This window comes from Streptomyces graminofaciens, assembly GCF_030294945.1.
GTDB classification, from domain to species: Bacteria; Actinomycetota; Actinomycetes; order Streptomycetales; family Streptomycetaceae; genus Streptomyces; species Streptomyces graminofaciens.
Map to the genome: position 1 here is coordinate 2571710 of NZ_AP018448.1, position 17230 is coordinate 2588939.

The 17230-nt window shown below is 70.2% G+C and carries 16 protein-coding genes; 7 read left to right on the plus strand and 9 right to left on the minus strand.

Annotated elements, in window-relative coordinates:
• Nucleotides 1-48 precede the first annotated feature (48 nt).
• The 4 genes from SGFS_RS11295 to SGFS_RS11310 are packed head-to-tail and all read left to right on the plus strand — an operon-like array spanning nt 49 to nt 3959.
• Nucleotides 49-1200 carry a cupin domain-containing protein gene (locus tag SGFS_RS11295; protein WP_286249684.1) on the plus strand — a complete coding sequence of 384 codons (1152 nt, stop codon included), beginning with the start codon at nt 49-51 and terminating at the stop codon, nt 1198-1200.
• Entirely contained in the window at nt 1197-2033 is an 837-nt protein-coding gene (locus SGFS_RS11300) for a fumarylacetoacetate hydrolase family protein (protein ID WP_286249685.1), read from the plus strand. Before SGFS_RS11295 ends, SGFS_RS11300 begins: the two co-directional genes overlap by 4 nt.
• Entirely contained in the window at nt 2033-2677 is a 645-nt protein-coding gene (locus SGFS_RS11305) for a maleylpyruvate isomerase family mycothiol-dependent enzyme (protein ID WP_286249687.1), read from the plus strand. The genes SGFS_RS11300 and SGFS_RS11305 overlap by 1 nt, the downstream gene beginning before the upstream one ends.
• Nucleotides 2678-2693: 16 nt before the next feature.
• The gene (locus tag SGFS_RS11310) at nt 2694-3959 is read left to right on the plus strand and encodes an FAD-dependent monooxygenase (protein ID WP_286249688.1); all 1266 of its coding nucleotides are present in this window, start codon (nt 2694-2696) and stop codon (nt 3957-3959) included.
• Between the two features lie 99 nt (nt 3960-4058).
• On the opposite strand, the gene SGFS_RS11315 is transcribed toward SGFS_RS11310, so the two are convergent.
• The 6 genes from SGFS_RS11315 to SGFS_RS11340 all read right to left on the minus strand — a co-directional run bounded on the left by SGFS_RS11315 (nt 4059) and on the right by SGFS_RS11340 (nt 11246).
• Nucleotides 4059-5144, minus strand: a complete 1086-nt coding sequence (locus tag SGFS_RS11315) for a tartrate dehydrogenase (RefSeq protein WP_286249689.1) — start codon at nt 5142-5144, stop codon at nt 4059-4061.
• 113 nt (nt 5145-5257) lie between these two features.
• The gene (locus SGFS_RS11320; RefSeq protein ID WP_286249690.1) at nt 5258-6157 is read right to left on the minus strand and encodes a LysR family transcriptional regulator; all 900 of its coding nucleotides are present in this window, start codon (nt 6155-6157) and stop codon (nt 5258-5260) included.
• A gap of 43 nt (nt 6158-6200) precedes the next feature.
• Entirely contained in the window at nt 6201-7352 is a 1152-nt protein-coding gene (locus tag SGFS_RS11325) for a glycerate kinase (RefSeq protein ID WP_286249691.1), read from the minus strand.
• Nucleotides 7352-8788, minus strand: coding sequence for a C4-dicarboxylate transporter DctA (gene dctA / locus SGFS_RS11330; RefSeq protein WP_286249692.1), 1437 nt, complete (start codon nt 8786-8788; stop codon nt 7352-7354). The genes SGFS_RS11325 and dctA overlap by 1 nt, the downstream gene beginning before the upstream one ends.
• A 449-nt stretch (nt 8789-9237) precedes the next feature.
• Nucleotides 9238-10353 (minus strand): alcohol dehydrogenase catalytic domain-containing protein, encoded by a 1116-nt coding sequence (locus tag SGFS_RS11335; protein WP_286249693.1) that lies wholly within the window; start codon nt 10351-10353, stop codon nt 9238-9240.
• Entirely contained in the window at nt 10350-11246 is an 897-nt protein-coding gene (locus tag SGFS_RS11340) for a fumarylacetoacetate hydrolase family protein (protein WP_286249695.1), read from the minus strand. Before SGFS_RS11340 ends, SGFS_RS11335 begins: the two co-directional genes overlap by 4 nt.
• Nucleotides 11247-11670: 424 nt before the next feature.
• Between SGFS_RS11340 and SGFS_RS11345 the strand changes: the two genes are divergently transcribed.
• A complete protein-coding gene (locus SGFS_RS11345) occupies nt 11671-12585 on the plus strand; it encodes a VOC family protein (RefSeq protein ID WP_286249697.1) in 915 nt (304 codons plus the stop codon).
• Between the two features lie 187 nt (nt 12586-12772).
• Here SGFS_RS11345 and SGFS_RS11350 read toward each other — a convergent pair whose 3' ends face one another.
• The 3 genes from SGFS_RS11350 to SGFS_RS11360 form a co-directional block, all read right to left on the minus strand.
• Nucleotides 12773-13570: a GntR family transcriptional regulator gene (locus tag SGFS_RS11350; RefSeq protein ID WP_286249698.1), complete on the minus strand. Its 798-nt coding sequence runs from the start codon at nt 13568-13570 to the stop codon at nt 12773-12775.
• Nucleotides 13571-13737: 167 nt separating this feature from the next.
• Entirely contained in the window at nt 13738-14697 is a 960-nt protein-coding gene (locus SGFS_RS11355; RefSeq protein ID WP_286249700.1) for an ABC transporter substrate-binding protein, read from the minus strand.
• 58 nt (nt 14698-14755) lie between these two features.
• Entirely contained in the window at nt 14756-15373 is a 618-nt protein-coding gene (locus SGFS_RS11360; protein ID WP_286249703.1) for a nuclear transport factor 2 family protein, read from the minus strand.
• A gap of 224 nt (nt 15374-15597) precedes the next feature.
• Here SGFS_RS11360 and SGFS_RS11365 point away from each other — a divergent pair, with 224 nt between their 5' ends.
• Together SGFS_RS11365 and SGFS_RS11370 are read left to right on the plus strand one after the other, a co-directional pair.
• Nucleotides 15598-16521 (plus strand): LysR family transcriptional regulator, encoded by a 924-nt coding sequence (locus SGFS_RS11365; RefSeq protein ID WP_286249705.1) that lies wholly within the window; start codon nt 15598-15600, stop codon nt 16519-16521.
• 9 nt (nt 16522-16530) lie between these two features.
• The gene (locus tag SGFS_RS11370; protein ID WP_286249706.1) at nt 16531-16701 is read left to right on the plus strand and encodes a hypothetical protein; all 171 of its coding nucleotides are present in this window, start codon (nt 16531-16533) and stop codon (nt 16699-16701) included.
• The last annotated feature ends 529 nt before the right edge of the window (nt 16702-17230 follow it).

Genomic DNA, 17230 nt, shown 5'->3' on the forward strand with positions numbered 1-17230 from the left:
AACAGAATCTACTGTTCCGGAGAGGGGAAGGCGAAGCACGGTGGTGGCATGACCGAAGAGGACGACGTCGTCTCCCCCCTGCACCTCACCGCCGAGGACCGGCCGGACCAGCCGCCCGTCACGCCCGGGCTCAAGGACCTCTACCGGGACTTCGAGAAGGCCCTCCTGGTGCCGCTGTGGACCCGGATCGGCGACCTGATGCCCGAGCGTCCGCAGTCGAAGGCGCAGCCGCACCGGTGGGAGTGGAAGGCGCTGATCGAGCTGGCCGCCCGGTCCGGCGACCTCGTGCCGGTGGGCCGCGGCGGAGAGCGTCGGGCCATGGCCCTGGCCAACCCGAGCCTGGGTGGCAGGCCCTACGCGACTCCGACCCTGTGGGCGGCCATCCAGTACCTCATGCCCGGTGAGGACGCCCCCGAGCACCGCCACACCCAGAACGCCTTCCGGTTCGTGGTGGAGGGCGAGGGCGTGTGGACGGTCGTGGAGCGTGACCCGGTACCCATGCGCCGCGGGGACTTCCTGCCGCAGGCCGGGATGAACTGGCACGCGCACCACAACTCGGCCAGTGAGCCCATGGCGTGGATCGACGGCCTGGACATCCCCTTCCAGTACGACGTCGAGGCGCAGTTCTTCGACTTCGGGCGGGACGAACTGACCGAGGAGGAGCACGCGACGCCCGACCGGTCCCGCTCCGAGCGGCTGTGGGGGCACCCGGGGCTGGTGCCGGTCTCGCAGTTGGGGCGCAGGGAGGGCACTCCGCTGCTGTGCTACCGCTGGGCGGACACGGACGCGGCTCTGACCGACCAGCTGGAGCTGGAACGCGAGGGCCACCCCGGCACCGTCGCACCCGGCCACGCGCTGGTGCGCTACACCAACCCCACCACCGCCGACGACGTCCTGCCGACCATTCGCGCCCAGTTCCACCGCATCGTCGGCGGCGCGGAGACCGCCCCCCGCCGGGAGACGGGTTCGTCGGTCTACCAGGTGTTCGACGGCTCCGGCCGGGTCACCGTGGGCGACTTCTCCTGGTCGGTCCGGCGCGGCGATCTCTTCGTGGTCCCGTCCTGGCAGCCGCTGTCCATCCGGTCCGAGGCGTCGCCGTCCGACTCCGACTCCGGCGCGCTGGACCTGTTCCAGTTCAGCGACGCCCCCTTGTTCACCAAGCTCAACCTGTTCCGCACCCACATCGAGGAGAACGCGTGAAGCTCGCCACCATCCGTCTCGGCGACGGCACCACCACCGCGGTGCGCGTCGACGGCGACACCCTCGTCGATCTCGGCCTGCCGGACGTGGGCGCCGTACTGGCGTCGGCCGGCGGCCTCGAAGCCGCGGCAGCGGCCGACGGTCGTCGGTACACCGGTGCCGACGCCGCGTTCGCCCCGCTCGTCCCCCACCCCAGCAAGGTGGTCTGCGTCGGCCTGAACTACCAGCGGCACATCAAGGAGATGGGCCGCGACCTGCCTGAATTCCCCACCCTCTTCTGCAAGTTCGCGGACACCCTCATCGGCGCCCTCGACGATGTCCGACGCCCGGTCGAGACCGAGCAGTTCGACTGGGAGGCCGAACTCGCCGTGGTCGTCGGCCGTCAGGTCCGGCGCGCCGACGAGGCGGAGGCGGAGGCCGCCATCGCGGGCTTCACCGTCCTCAACGACGTCACCTGCCGCGACTGGCAGTTCCGCACCCGCGAGTGGCTCCAGGGCAAGAACTGGGACTCCACCACCCCGCTCGGCCCGTTCCTGGTCACCACCGACGAGGTCGGCGGCCCGCGCCCCGCGCTCGACATCCGCTGCGAGGTCAACGGACGGGTCATGCAGCAGGACAACACCGGCGACCTGCTCTTCGACCCGGTTCACCTGGTCCGCTACGTCTCCACGATGATCCGGCTCAACCCCGGCGACATCATCGCCACCGGCACCCCCGGCGGCGTCGGCCACGCCCGCAAGCCCCAGGTGTATCTGCGCGAGGGCGACACCGTCGTCACCGAGATCGAGGGCCTGGGCCGTCTCGAGAACCGCGTCGTCTCCGAGGGGACGTGATGAGGACCCTGCGGACGACGCTGGCCTGGGTGGCCGAGGGCACCGCGCTGTGCGGCAAGGCCGTCGCCGGCCTCGACGAGGAGGCGTACCGCGCGCCCTCGTCGCTCCCCGGCTGGACCCGGGGGCACGTGGTGGCCCATGTGGCCGCCAACGCCCGGGCCCTCAGGAACCTCGTGCACTGGGCACGCACCGGTGAGCCCACCCCGATGTACAGCTCGCCGGAACAGCGCCTGGCGGACATCGAGTCGGGCGCCGGGCTGCCCGCCGCACGGCTCACCGCATGGTTCGAGGAGTCGGCGCAGCAGCTGGCCCACGCGATGGCCGAACTGACCGAGGAGCAGTGGCGGGCGGAGGTTCTGACCGCGCAAGGGCGGACCGTTCCGGCGAGCGAGGTCCCGTGGATGCGCACCAGGGAGGTCATGGTGCATGCCGTCGACCTCGCCACGGGCATCCGATTCACCGACCTGCCCGGGGAGTTCCTCGCCGAACTGCGCCACGACATCGTCGGGAAGCGCGGCAGCGACACCGTCCCCGCCGTCCAGGGCAGCGACGCCGACATCACCGCCTATCTGGCAGGCCGCTCGTACACCGGCGTGACGACCGACGACGGCTCCCCGGCCGAACCCCTGGCTCCGTGGCTGTGACCAGCGGGAGCGAGACATGAACACCACCGACGCCCCCCGCCCCGACGTGCTGGTCGTCGGCGGCGGAATCGGCGGTCTCTCGGCCGCGCTGGCACTCACCCTCCAGGGCCTGCGAGTCCGCCTCTATGAGCAGGCCCGTGAGTTCGGCGAGGTCGGGGCAGGACTGCAGCTCGCGCCGAACTGCACGAGGATCCTGCACGACTACGGGCTCCTGGGCGAGGTCGTCCGACTCGGCTTCCTGCCCGAGCACATGATCATGAAGGACGCCCTCGACGCGAGCGAGCTGACCCGGGTCGACCTCAAGGACATGGAACGCCGCTACGGCTTCCCGTACCTGGTGACCCACCGCAGCGACCTGCACGGCGTCCTCCTGCGCGGCTGCGAGCGGGCAGGCGTGGAGCTGGTGACCGGCGCGCGCTGTGTGACGTACGAGAACATCGAGGGCGGCGCGCGCGTCACCTTCGCCGACGGGCGGAGCGACGAGGCCGAGATCGTCCTCGCCGCCGACGGGCTGCACTCCGTCGCGCGAACCCTGCTCGTCGACGACGAACCCGTCAACTCGGCGTACGTCGCCTACCGTGGCGCGGTCCCCTTCGAGCGGGTCGCCGCCAACGACGTGCACGAGAAGGACGTCGTGCTGTACGTCGGACCGCACTGCCACTTCGTCCAGTACCCGCTGCGCGGCGGCCGGATGTTCAACCAGGTCGCGGTGTTCCGGTCGCCGAAGGCCTTGGCCGGCCGGGACGACTGGGGCACCCCGGACGAACTCGACCGGGCCTTCGAGGGAACGTGCGGCCCTGTCCAGAAGGGCCTGCCGTCGATGTGGCGCGACCGCTGGTGGCGGATGTTCGACCGTGAGCCGCTCACGAAGTGGGTCACCGGCCGCATCGCCCTGCTCGGCGACGCGGCCCACCCGCCACTGCAGTACATGGCCCAGGGCGCCGTCATGGCCGTCGAGGACGGCTGGGTGCTGGCCCAACACGTGGGCGCACAGCTCGCGAAGCGGTCCGTGCGGGGGTCCGGTGTCGACTGGGAGACGGCACTCGCCGCCTACGAGGCCGTACGCCCCGAACACTGCCGCCGAGTCGTCCTCACCGCACGATCCTGGGGCGAACTGTGGCACCACTCCGGCACCAAGCGGGAACAGCGCAACGCCGTGATGCGCGCCCGCGACACCTACGACTACGCCTTCATGGACTGGGTCTACGGCCCCACATCGCTGACTCCCGACCAGGAGCCGCCCATGTACCGGACGATCCCGTTGGACTCGGTGCGGGTATGACCGCGTGCGCGTCGACTCCGGCCTTGAGGCTCGTGCGAGCGGGAGACGATCGCAGGGAGTCGCTGGGTCGTCGGACGAAGCCGAAGGCCGTCTGGGACCTCAGGTGTCGAGCGCGTCGATCAGGGCCTTGGTGACGTCCTCCGTGGTGGCCGTGCCACCGACGTCGCGGGTGAGGATGCCGGCGGCGGTCGTGGCCTCGATCGCCTTGTTCAGGCGGGCCGCCTGGTCGGGCAGGCCGAAGTGCTCCAGCATCAGGGCGGCACTGCCGACCGCCCCGATCGGGTTGGCGAGGCCCTGGCCCGCGATGTCCGGGGCGGAGCCGTGGACCGGCTCGAACATGCTGGGGAAGCGGCGCTCGGGGTTGAGGTTGGCGCTCGCCGCCAGGCCCAGGCTGCCCGCCAGCGCGCTGCCGAGGTCGGACAGGATGTCGGCGTTGAGGTTGGAGGCGACCACGACCGACAGGTCCTCGGGACGCAGGACGAACTTGGCGGACATCGCGTCGACGAGCACGCTCTCGGTCTCGACGTCCGCGTAGTCGAGCGCGACCCGCTTGAAGACGTCGTCCCACAGGACCATTCCGTACTGCTGGGCGTTGCTCTTGGTGACGGAAGAGACCTTCTTGTGCGCCCTGGTCCGGGCCAGGTCGAACGCGAACCGCATGATCCGCTCGCAGCCCACCTCGGTGAACAGCGCGGACTGGACGGCGACTTCGCCGCCCTGCCCACGGCCGGAGAGATTGCGGCCGCCGAGGCCCGCGTACTCGCCCTCGCTGTTCTCCCGGACGACCACCCAGTCGAGCTCGGTGTCGTCGGCCTTGCGCAGCGGACTCTGCACGCCCGGCAGGAAGTGGACGGGGCGGACGTTTGCCCACTGGTCGAAGCTCTGGCAGATCTTCAGCCGCAGGCCCCACAGGCTGATGTGGTCGGGGACGGTGGGCCAGCCGACGGCGCCGAAATAGACGGCGTCGAAGTCCTTGAGCCGCTCCAGCCCGTCCTCGTCCATCATCCGGCCCGTGCGCTCGTAGTACGCGCACCCCCAGGGGAACTCCTCCCACCGGAAGGCGAAGGCGCCGCCGGAGTCCTCGGCCAGGGCGTCCAGGACGGCCCGCCCGGCGGCGACGACCTCCTTGCCCACCCCGTCGGCGGGGATGGCGGCGATGCGGAACGTGCGGGGTGCGGCTGTCATGGGTGCCTCCGGCTCGCTGTCGTGCGGTCGGTTTCGAGTCAACACACCGACGTCATGGCGCGTCCAAGACGTGCTTTCGATACGACGTATAGGCACAGCCGATCGGTCCTGCGTCAGGCACCATGGGCTCGTCGTTGGGCGAAGGACTCGGTGAGGGTGCGGAAGGCACGCGCGGCCGGCGTGAGGTGCGCGGGCAGGCTGATCATCGCCACGTGGAGATGAGCGGTGGGCTCGATGGGGGCGACCACCGCGCCGCAGCGGCGGGCCAGCCGGGTCCAGGAGGAGGGCAGGACGGCGACGCCGACGCCGGTGAGGACCAGGGGCAGGATCGACGTGCGGTGGTCGACGACCGTCACGATCCCCGTTCCGGTGCCGCCCGCGGTGATGTCGTCGACGATGCTGCGCATCAGGCTGCCGGTGCGGGACGCGATGAGCTTCTGGCCGGCCAGGTCCTCGGGCCGGATCGTGACGTCGTCCTCGATCGGCCCGCCGGGTGCGGCGACGACCACGAACGGCTGGTCCTCGACGTGCAGGACGTCCAGCCCGGACGGATGCACGGGGGCGGCGCTGCCCAGCAGACCCAGTTCGCAGGCGCCGCTGCGGACCAGGGAGACGACCTCGTCCGGGGTGAAGGCGGCCTGGGTACTCACCGTCACCGACGGATGCAGCTCGGTGAAGCGGTGGATGAGGGTCGTGAGCGGTTCGATACCGGGCGAGGGCATGGTGGCGACCTCTACGCTGCCGCCGTGCAGCCCGGCGAGCGCGGCCGCGGTGTCCCGGACGGCGGCCAGGTCCCGCAGCACGCGACGGCTCGGCTCCAGCAGTTCCGCACCTGCGTCACTCAGTACGACGCCCCGCCCCACCCGGTGGAAGAGCGCCACCCCGAGGTCCGCCTCCAGGTTCGCCATCGCCTGGGACAGCGACGGCTGGGCCACGTGGAGGGCGGCGGCGGCCTTGCTGAAACCACCGTGCTCGACGATGGCGAGGAAGTACTCCAGTTGCCGGGCGTCCACGGTGCCTCCCCCGCTCTGTACTGGTACGACAGGCGGAGCGAGCCTACCTGCCGGTTTCCGTTCCTCCGTGTCCGATCCAGCGGTCGGCGAGGTTCCGCCCGCACTGGGCGAGCAGCCGCGCGGACAGGGCGCTGTCCTGCGCACAGTCCTGGTCGGTCAGGTCCGTGAGTGCCTGGACGGAACGGAAGTGGGCGGCGGTCCGGTCCGCGGGCAGGGTGCAGCGTCCGGCCACCGCGTGCACCGCCACGCCCAGTCGGCGGGCCCGTCGGGCGAGCGCGACCGGCAGCTTGCCCGACAGGGACTGCTCGTCGAGGCTGCCTTCGCCGGTCACGACGAAGGCGCTCCCGGCCAGCAGGTCGTCGGCTCCGAGCAGGGTGAGGAAGTAGTCGGCCCCCGAGCACACCCGCCCGCCCAGCAGCATCCCGGCGTACCCCAGCCCGCCGGCCGCCCCGGCACCGGGGGCGTCGGCATGGCGTACCGCCCCCGCGACTCCCGCTGCCTCCAGCCGCCGTACGAAACCGGCGAGCGCGCCGTCCAGTTCCCGTACGTCGTCCGCGGTCGCCCCTTTCTGGGGTCCGTAGACGGCGGCCGTGCCCGTCGGTCCCAGCAGCGGGTTGTCCACGTCGGTGGCGAGGACGAGGTCGACCCCGGCCAGCGCGGCGTGGGCCTCGGCGAGGTCGGCGGTGTGGAGGTCGGCGAGCCCTGCGCCGCCCGGGCCGATCGGAGTGCCGTCCTCCCGGGTCAGTACCGCGCCGAGGGACTGCAGCAGTCCCGCGCCGCCGTCGGTCGTGGCGACACCGCCGAGGGCGAGGACGATCGTGTCGGCCTCGCCCGCCAGCGCGTACCGGACGGCCTGCCCGATGCCTCGGCTGGTGGCCGTGAGCGGTGCCTCGCGGCCGCCCGGCAGGACGCCGAGTCCGCAGACGGCCGCTGCTTCGATGAGGACGGTACGGCCGTGCACCGCGACGGGCGCAGTGACGGGCTGCCCGGTCGGCCCGGTCACGGTGACCTTCTCGGGACGGAAGCGGCCCGCGCAGGCGGCGGCCACGCTGCCCTCGCCCCCGTCGGCCAGCGCGAGCCGCCGGACCCGCGCGTGCGGGGCGCCTTCCGACAGCCCGTGTTCCAGCGCGCGGGCCACCTCGTCGGCGCTGAGGGAGCCCTTGAACTTGTCCGGGGCGACCAGGACGGACACCATCAGGACGCCGCCTCGGCGCCCTGAGCCACGGTCGGCCGGTCCTTGACCGTTTCCGTCTCCGATTCCGTCTCCGCTTTCGTCTCGGCTTCTGTCTCCGCTTCTGTCACGGCGGCCACCGGCGGTTCCACCACCCGGCCCGCCAGCACCTCGCGCGCCCGCGCCAGATCCAGGGTGTTCTCCCACCGGGCGATGAAGAGGGTGGCGACGACGTTGCCGGAGAAGTTCACCATGGCCCGGCACTCGGACATGAACTTGTCGATGCCGAAGACGAGCATGATGCCGGCGGCGGGAACGGTACCGACCGTCGACAGGGTCGCGGTGAGGGCGATGAAACCGCCGCCCGCGACACCCGCGGCGCCCTTGGAGGTGAGCAGCATGACGGCGAGCAGCCCGAGTTGCTGGGTGACGGACAACGGGGTGTCGGTGGCCTGGGCGATGTACAGCGTCGCGAGGGAGAGGTAGATCGCCGCTCCGTCGAGGTTGAAGCTGTAGCCCGTGGGCACGACCAGGCCGACCGTGGACTTGTCGGTCCCCATGTGTTGGAGCTTGCGCATCAGCCCGGGCAGCGCCGGCTCGGCGGTGGACGTGCCCAGGATCAGGAAGTACTCCTCCTTGAAGTAGCGGAAGACCTGGAAGATGTTCAGCTTCACGTACGCGGCCAGCACCCCGCCGAGCACGACCACGACGAACAGGGCGGAGGTGACGTAGAAGAGCAGGATCAGCGAGCCCAGGCTGGTCAGCGTGGACAGGCCGAACTTCCCGATCGCGTACGCCATCGCGCCGAAGGCGCCCAGCGGCGCGACCTTCATGACGTACGACAGCACCTTGAAGACGACCTCGGTCAGCCGGTGCACACCCGCGATGACCGGCTCGCCCGCCTTCCCCACCGCCTTCAGCGCGACGCCGAAGATCACCGCGAGGAAGATCACCTGGAGGATGTCACCCTCGACGAACGGGCCGAAGAAACTGTTCGGCACGATGTGGGTGAGGAACTCCCACCACTGCTGGTGCTCGCCCTTCTCTATGTACTCGCCCGCGTCGCCGGAGGTGTCCAGGGTCGACGGGTCGGCGTGCACGCCGTCGCCGAGCCGGAAGACGTTGATCGCCACCAGGCCCGCCGCCATGGCGACGATCGTGCCGACCTGGAAGTACGCCAGCGCCTTGACCCCGGTGAGCCCGACCCTCTTCAGGTCGGCGACGCTCGCGATGCCGCCGATGATGGTCAGGAACACGATCGGGCCGATCAGCATCTTCATCGCGGTGATGAACGTCGTCCCGAGCGGCTCCATGTCGGTGGCGATATCCGGCCGCCGCCAACCCAGCACGATGCCGATCACGATCGCCACCAGAACCTGGACGTACAACTGCCGGTACCACGGCTTCGCCGCGATGCGCGCGGCCTGTGCGACTCTCGCGTTTTCCGGGGTTTGCGTCATTGCAGCCTCCCTGATCGCGCGACCGAGCCCGATCGGTACGCGCCAGCTTGGGCCACAGTGAACCGGGCCGCAGGTGAGGGGTCCACGACCAAAAATCGATGCCCCGTATAGGCCGGGCCTATCAATACCGGCACAGGAGGCAGCCCGCACGCGCGGGGAAAGGGGCTTCCACCGGGCCTCACCTCGTCCCTGCCGGGCGGAGGGTCGCTTCATGGCGTTGTCCCGGGTGTCCGACGACGAGAGGCGGCCCGGGTCCTCGGGGCGAGGCTGCGCCGCGTCCTGCGAGGATCGGGCCGAGGAGGGAGCCGAGCCGCCACGGATGCGCCGACCAACGGGCCATGTGGCGGCTGTTGGTGGCGGCTGTCCTGCGTCTGGGGAGGAGGACGCGGAGGCGACGGTGTCGTGCCGGCTCCGACTGCGGCGCTCCGATATCCGCCGGGGCCGTGTTCTCAGGCCTCCCAGTCCCCCGGTTCCAGGGTGAGTGCGACCCGCCCGATGTTGTTGTCGTCCTCCATGTAGCGGTGGGCGTCAGCGGCACGGGCAATGGGGAACGTGCGGTCGAGGACGGCACGGAATCCGTGCTCCACCTGCGTCCACAGTTCCTTCACCGCGGCCGCGTTCCCGGTTCGTACGCCGATGATGCGGTGGCAGTCGGAGTACACCCTCCGCAGGTCTATCTTGACCTGGCCCCCGAGGAAGGCGCCGGAGGTGACCACGGCACCGCCGCGGGCCAGGGTGCCTATGGTGGCGTCCCAGATGGCCGGGTCACCGAGGTTGTCGACGGCGATGTCGACGCCGTGGCCGCCGGTGATCTCGCGCACCCGCTCCACGAAGTCCGGGTCGGTGCCGTCGAGTACGGCGTCGGCACCCGCGGCGGCCAGAGCCCGCCGCTTCTCCGGCGAGCGGGAGGTGGCGATGATCCTTGCGCCGAGGTGCTGGGCGAAGGCGCCCGTGGTGGCGCCGAGCGCGGAGGCCGCGCCCTGGATGAGTACCCAGTGCCCGGGACGGAGCCCCGCCTGGGTCAGCTGGTTGGCGGCCACCGCGCCGAGAAGCGCCAGCGAGGCCGCCATCGCGGCCGGAATGCCGTCCGGCACCCTGTGGACGTTGCGGGCGGGCACCGCGCAGTACTCCGCGTAGGCGCCGGGGCGGTGCGTGCCTATCACGGTCAGTTCGTCGCAGACCTCCTCGCGGCCTTCCCGGCAGAGGCCGCAGTGACCGCACGAGACCCCGGGCAGCACAGCGACGCGGTCCCCGACCCGGACGGAGTCCACGCCCTCTCCCAGCGCGGCGACGACGCCGGAGTGGTCCGCGCCCAGGACGTGGGGCGGCGTGATGGTGGCGTAGGGGTGGTTGCCCGCGCGGGCCGTCAGGTCGAGCAGCCGGCCGATGCCGACCGCGGCGACCTGCACGAGAACCTCGCCGGGGCCGGGGCGGGGCGCGTCGATCGTGGCCTGCTCCAGGACGTCGGGGGGTCCGAAACGGCGGAACAGCATGGCTCGCATGGTCGCGGGAACCACGGACGGTTCCGGCCAGCCCAGCTCAGAAGCGGTCGAAGTGCTGCTCATGACGCCACCACCGTGTTCTCCAGGAGGCCGATGCCCTCGATCTCGACGACTACTTCGTCCCCGGCGGCGAGGAATTCCCCACGGGGGAAACCGACGCCGGCCGGTGTGCCGGTGAGGATGACGTCCCCGGGCTCCAGCCGGGTCAGGCGGCTGGCCGCCGCGATCACCTCGGGGATCTTCACCATCATCTGCGCGGTGGAGGAATCCTGCTTCAGCACGCCGTTGATGCTCAACCGGATCCGCAGGTTCTGCGGGTCCGGGATCTGCCAGGCGGGCACCATGCCGGGGCCGAGCGGGCAGAAACCGTCCTGACCCTTGTGCGCGAGCCAGTCGAAGGAGAACGGATCGGCGACCGGGTTGAGGGCCTTGATCCGGTCCCGGGCCGAGATGTCGTTCGCCGCGAGGTAGCCGGCCACGTGCTCCATGGCCTGCTCGGGCGTCAGGTTGCGGCCGCCTCGGCCGATGACGACGGCCAGTTCGGCCTCCCAGTCGACGCGGGAGCCCGGGTGGGCGGGCAGCGGCACCTGGTCACCCGGTCCCGTCACGGTCGTCGTCGGCGGCTTGAGGAAGAAGAACGGTTCGCTCAGCTCGTCGGGGCGGTCACAGCCCATCTCGGCGATGTGGTCCCAGTAGTTGGCGCCCGCGCAGAGCACCTTGCCCGGATACGTCAGCGGCGGAGCGAGCCGGGCACCGGCGACGGCGTCCGACGCCTTCGGCGTCCAGTCGCGCAACAGTGGCGCGAGCGCGTCCCATCGGCCCAGTACTTCCATCAGCGTGAGGCCTTCGGTGCCCGGTGGCCCTTGGACCACGGTCCCGTTGACGCTCACACCGACGGCGACTTTCTCCGAGTCGTCCACCCGGTACTGCACCAAGGCCCATTCAGGCGGTGTCATGAGTTCCTCCGAAAGGCGGCTCTGTTAGTAGCAGCAGGACCATAGTGCATACACATTGGGATGGGAAGTCCGAGAGTCTACATCGCACGGGGGTGTGCGACCCAGCGAATCCCGGTCGCCCGACGCACGCTCACCGGTCGACGTACCATCGCCTCACATGCGGGGCGCGGCGAGCACCGCCTCCAGGAAACCGCACCGTTCCGTGCGACTCAGGACGGCCATCACCACCGCAGCGCCTCGGGCGATCACAGGCTCGGGCCATCTGGACCCCTGGGCGAGAGGCCCGCGACGCCCGGGAGACGACAGGCATGGCCTGCGGCTCCGAATCAGAAAAAGCCCCCAGAATGCCTGGACGTTACATTGATGTAGGTGTACACACTTAGAGGGCTCGTGGGAACGTGGGCCCGGACATTGAGGAGAGCGCATGTTGCGTGTCAAAGGCCTTCTGCACTACGGACTCCAGGTGCCCTCGCTGGATACGGGCGCGAGCTTCTACAACGCGTTCGGACTGGAGACGGCCGAGCGCGGCAACGCGGTGGTGATCCGCTGCGACGGCCGGGAGCAGGACCAGACGGTGCTGATGGAAGGGCCGACCAAGCGGCTGCACCACGTGGCCTTCGCGGTGGAGCCCGACTCCCTGCCCGAGTGGCAGCAGCACCTCGAGGGCCTCGGGCTGAAGCTGCTCGATGCGCCGGCCGACGTGCCCGGCGGGCTGTGGTTCCGGGATCACGAGAGCAACCTGGTCAACCTCCGTGACGAGGGCCTCGCTCCCTGGCGCGAATTCGGCACCACGGACGCGCAGGACGCCAACATCGGCGACCGTGTGCGCCGGATCGACCAGGCCCGCTGGCTGACCGCGACCGAGAAGCCCCGCCCCCAGCGGCTGGGGCACATGCTGATCTTCAGCTCCGATCTGGACGCCTCCGAGGCCTTCTACACCCGCACCCTCGGGCTGGGCCTGTCGGACCGTATCCCGGGCATGGCGACCTTCATGAACTCAGGGCCCGGCGACCACCACGTCTTCGGATTCGTCCCGGCGGCGCAGCCCGGGTTGCACCACTCCAGCTGGATGGTGGCCGACATCGACCAGATCGCCATGGGGGCCCGGAACATGGCGGCGGCGGGCTACACGAAGGGCTGGGGCCTCGGCCGTCACACCCTCGGCTCGAACCTCTTCCACTACGTCCAGGACCCCTGGGGCAGTTGGATCGAGTACTCCGGCGACATGGACCGCATCACCGAGGACTGGAAGCCGAGCGACTGGGACTGCCCGGCCGCCGTGTGGTGCCCCGAGATGCCGGCCGACTTCATCACCAACCAGGAGCAAGGGCCCGCCTGACCGAGGAGGGCTCCAAGAAGCTGCCCTCTGTTCCTTGCGGACCCGGGCCCGGAAACGCACTCGCCGGCCCCGGGCCGAGGGCTCTCAGCACTCAGAGCGGCCCTCATCCGCGTCGCACCTGCCGACCGCGCGGCGGCCACCCGCCCGACGGCATGGCAGTGACATCACCGTCGGGCCGGACGCGGCATCAGGACTGACCGTTGCCCGCGATCCCCAGTGCCGTCCGCGTGGCCGCCGGTTCGTACTCCGGGGCGATGTCGGCCAGGACGTTCAACGCGGTACGCGCGAGGTGCCGGGCGATCACGCGTGCCGCTTCTGCCGGGTCTTTCAGCCGCAGCGTCTCCAGCAGCGCTTCGTGCTCCGCGTGCGCCCGGGCCCACGAGCTAGGTACACCCAGCTGGGCCAGCCGGATGTAGCGCTCGGCGTGCTCGCCGAGCGACGCGATCATGCGCTGCAGATGCGGCGCCACGGACTGGGTCGCGACACGATGGAACTCCTTGTGCGCGGCGTGCCACTCGTCCAACTGGTCGCTGCCCGCCAGTTCCTGCATGCGCTGCAGCGCTTCGCTCATGCGCTCGAGATCCTCGGCCCTGAGCGTCTTGGCCGTCACGCTCACAGCGAGTGTTTCGAGCATGATGCGGGCCCCGTAGACGCCGTCGAGGTCCTCGGGATCCACTGCCCGCACCCTGGCTCGCTGATCGGGCTGGGCGTCGATGAGCCCTTCTTCCTGCAGCAGCCGGAACGCCTCACGCATCGGCGTGCGGCTGACGCCCAGCTGCCGCGCCATCTCGGCCTGCAGCAGCGCCGACCCCGGAGGCAGTTCACCGCTGAGGATCATGTCCCGCAGCTGTCCGTGTACGTCGAGTGCGAGTCGGCGTCCGCCCGTGGCCTGCCCGGGTGCACCGCTCGACGGCTCGGATGGGACCTGCGCCCTGCTTCCGTTCTCCGCCGACCGTTCCTCGGGCACGTTACTTCGCCTGTCCATGCCAGGAGTCTACCCAGGTGTATGCAGGTCGGGTGAACAGAAGGGAAGGCAGAGGCGGATCATGCCTCGCTGACCTGATGCGGCCTGATGCAGCAGGCGTGCACTGTATGCACTCACCTAGGCCCCGGGCTAGGTGATCGGCCGGATCGAACGACTGCGGTTCCTGCTCAGCCCTCCTGGCCGGGACCGATCAGGGACAGGAGCGAACAGGAGGGCTCCCAGCCAGGATTGAAGCGGCGGCGCAGGTCGGCCACCGCTTCCATGCCACGCAGGGTCACATCGGGGGAGGTGGACAGGCCGGCGGGCCCGAGGAGGCCGGTGACCGCGGCCCGGGCGGCTGCCACCGGCAGACCGTGCCGTACCAGAGCCGCTTCGATGCCCCCCGCCCCGGAGGTCAGTAGTTCCGCGGTGCTTGTGCGGCAGACCTCGAGGTAGGCGCGGGTATGCCAGGTGTGGCCCGTGGCGCGCGGAGTGACGACCACGTTGGTGATGAGGTCGGGTGCGACCTGAAGGTGGCCGCCGAGACGCGGGTATCCCTTCCCGGTGGCGAGGACGTCGAAAGGCGGATGGAGTGTGGTCCCGTCGACGGCGCCTGTCGGCAGGGCATGGAACCTCTGCAGGGTTCCGCCGACCGGGACGAGTTGGCCGTCGGTGACGGGAGAGCCGGCGACGTCGGCGAGTACAGCACGCAGCACGTACGCGAAGGCGCTGTGCGCGTTGTCGACGGCCCACCGGTCCGTCGGCAGCGGTGCGCCGGGACGCCGGTGAACGGCGAGTTCGCCGATGCCCTCGGCCCGGACGGCCACCGGATCCCGTTTCAGGATTCCTCTCAGCAGGTGGTCGGGAGAGGTGTGGATGATGTCGTAGTCGCCGTCGTTCCAGCCGGTCATCTGCTGGTCGGAGGAGATGACTTCGACGAGGTTCACTTCCAGTCCGGCCTGCTGGAAGTAGCCGGAGTCGAGAGCGTGGTACAGATGAACGCCCCCGGCGCCGGGGAAGACACCCACGGTCAGCCGTCGGGTGGGCTCGCCGGCCCCCCGGAGCGTTTTCAGCGCGGAGACCGTGGCAGGACCGGACACCTCGCGGTCGACGCTTCGGCGATCGGCAGACGTTCGGGCATCTTGCATGGGGACTCTTCCTTCGTGTCAAAAGGCTGAGAGAGACCGGCTTGCGGGGCGAAGCCGCTCAGTGCGGATCGCCCGGAGCGCTCGAGCCGGCCAACCACTTCGCCCCTTCGTCGTAGAGGCGCCGCACGACCTCACCCGTCAGGCCCGGCAGTCCGGTCTTCACGGTGAACCCGGCCTTGGTCTGCAGATAGCCGAGATGGCGGTAGCCGACGGGGAAACGGCCCAGTAGTTGCGGGTCCAGATGGAGCGTCGCGGACGGATCGACGACGTCGAGGCGGTCCTTTTCGTAGATCGGCTGCCGCCGCACGATCTTCCACGCGCCCTCATGGCGGGCGCAGAAATCGTAGAACCGTCCCGTGCAGACGACATCGACCTCGACCCCGTCCACCTGGGCCCTCTGGTTGATGGTCATCTTGGTCTGGGCGACGGCGCGGTCGCCGACGACGTCGGCTGTGTGTCCGCCTAGGAAGTGCAGGATGCTGACGCCGTGGTCGAAGCCCTCCCGGCTGACGGCGATGAAGTCCGTCGCCGACCCCTGGAACCACGTGGCCGTCATCCAGCCGTCGACGGGATGCCAGACGGCGGCGAACCGCTCCCAGTCGCCGGCGTCGCGCCAGAGTGCCCAGTTCTCCACGAGTGCACGGAGCTCGTGCCTGTCCGTCTCGATCTTCGACACCGAGGACTCCCGTTCTGCGTGAGATGGCGGCTTCGGCCCTGACTCGGCGGGGGGCTGGGTCTCGATGCCTCAGCCGCTCAGGCCCGTCGAGGCCGGCACGGCGATGAGGAGGAGGCCTTCGTAGAGACTCCTCGACTCCTCGACTCCTCATTGACCGGTATCGACCGTAGTCACCAACCGATCGATCAGTCGAATGACTGTTGTCCATGCGATATATAGATGCAGTGAATACTTCTTCGCGGTTCACGAGCACGATGTCCGGCCTGCACCGCGTGGACCTCAATCTGCTCCCGTTGCTTGCCGCCCTCCTCGAGCACCGAAGCGTCACGCGCGCCGCCCAGGCGGTCGGGCTGACGCAACCGGCCATGAGCAACGCCCTGAGGCGCCTGCGGCACACGCTGGGTGATGAACTCCTCGTGCGGGTCGGCCGGGAGTACGTACTCACCGCGCGCGCCGGCGCGCTGATCGGCCCGGTCAACCTGATCCTGGAGACCGCGACCAACCAGGTGCTCAGTTCTCCGGTGTTCGATCCGGCGACCTCGGAGCGCACCTTCCGCATCGGGACGGCCAGTGCCGCCGCCCTGACCGTCCTTCCGGCCCTGAGCGCCACGCTCGCCGCGTCCGCACCAGGTGTCCGCCTCGATGTGACGGCGTTCGAGCCCTCGACGGTCCTCACCCTGAGCGAGTCGACCGCGGACGTGGTGCTGTTGCCCGACGCCGTGCCGACCACGCTGCCGAGGGAGCGGCTCTACCAGGAGGACTGGGTCGTGGTCGCCGACGCGAACAACGACCGCATCGGCGCGACACTGACCGCCGACGACCTCGCCCGACTGCCGCACGTGGTGTTCGAGTCGGAAGGGGTGCGAGTCGGCGCCCAGCAGGTACTCGCCCAGCTGATCCCCGATCTCGTGGTGCGGGTCGTCGTCTTCGAGTTTCTGATGATCCCCTCGGTGGTGAGCGGCACCCTGATGGTCGCGCTGCTGCAGCGCCGGCTCGCGGAGCGGGTGGCGGCTCCGAACGGGCTGCGGGTGATGGAGTCGCCGGTGCCCCTGCCCAAGCTCGGAGTGGATCTGGTGTGGCATCCGCGCACCGCCGGCGACCCCGGGCGGGCGTGGCTGCGCAGGCAGCTCATCCAGGCCGTTGCATGAGAACTGCGAATGCCTTTGATTCGCATCTCGGTGGCGGTGCCGGTCACCGACTCGAAAGGCCGCGTGGTCGCGGCTCTGTCCGTGGTGGGCGCCGACGCCCGTACCCATCTGCTCGCGCCTGCGGTCGTACTGGCCGGCCGGGGCATCTCCCGGGGCCTGGGGTCCGGCGACGGGACGTGAGAACGCTCAACGGGGTCCACACGGCCACGCCGGCCCGGAAATGCATACACTTTTGATTACTTCCGGAGTGCAACCGACCCGTCAGAGTCGAACAGTCCAACTCCGCCCCCTCGCGAAGAGTTCCGCAGCCAACGCGTGACCACAGGCCTGCGCTCAATTCCGAGGCGGCGCCGCTGTCCACACCTCCCAGGCAGCGCGAGCCGCGTTACCGCCGCTCATGCAGCCATCGCGATATGTGACGCCTTGAATGGGCGCCACCTCCCAGGCAGTAGTCGAGACCACCCCGAAGGGTCGGCCACACCCGGCGACAACAAGAGATGATCACGCGGTTTTCGACCACCTGCACGCAGGATTCCTGCACCCAGCCCTTTACAGGCCCGTCATACTGTGCACACTTAGCGGTGCGAGGTGAGTCGCGGACGATGCAGCCAGGAACCAGCGGTCGCGGCCCGGAGCCCTCCGGACGGGACGCGACATGAGCGAGGAGAGCCGTCGTCCTCGCATGAGCCGAGGCGCCCAGCCGCCCCGG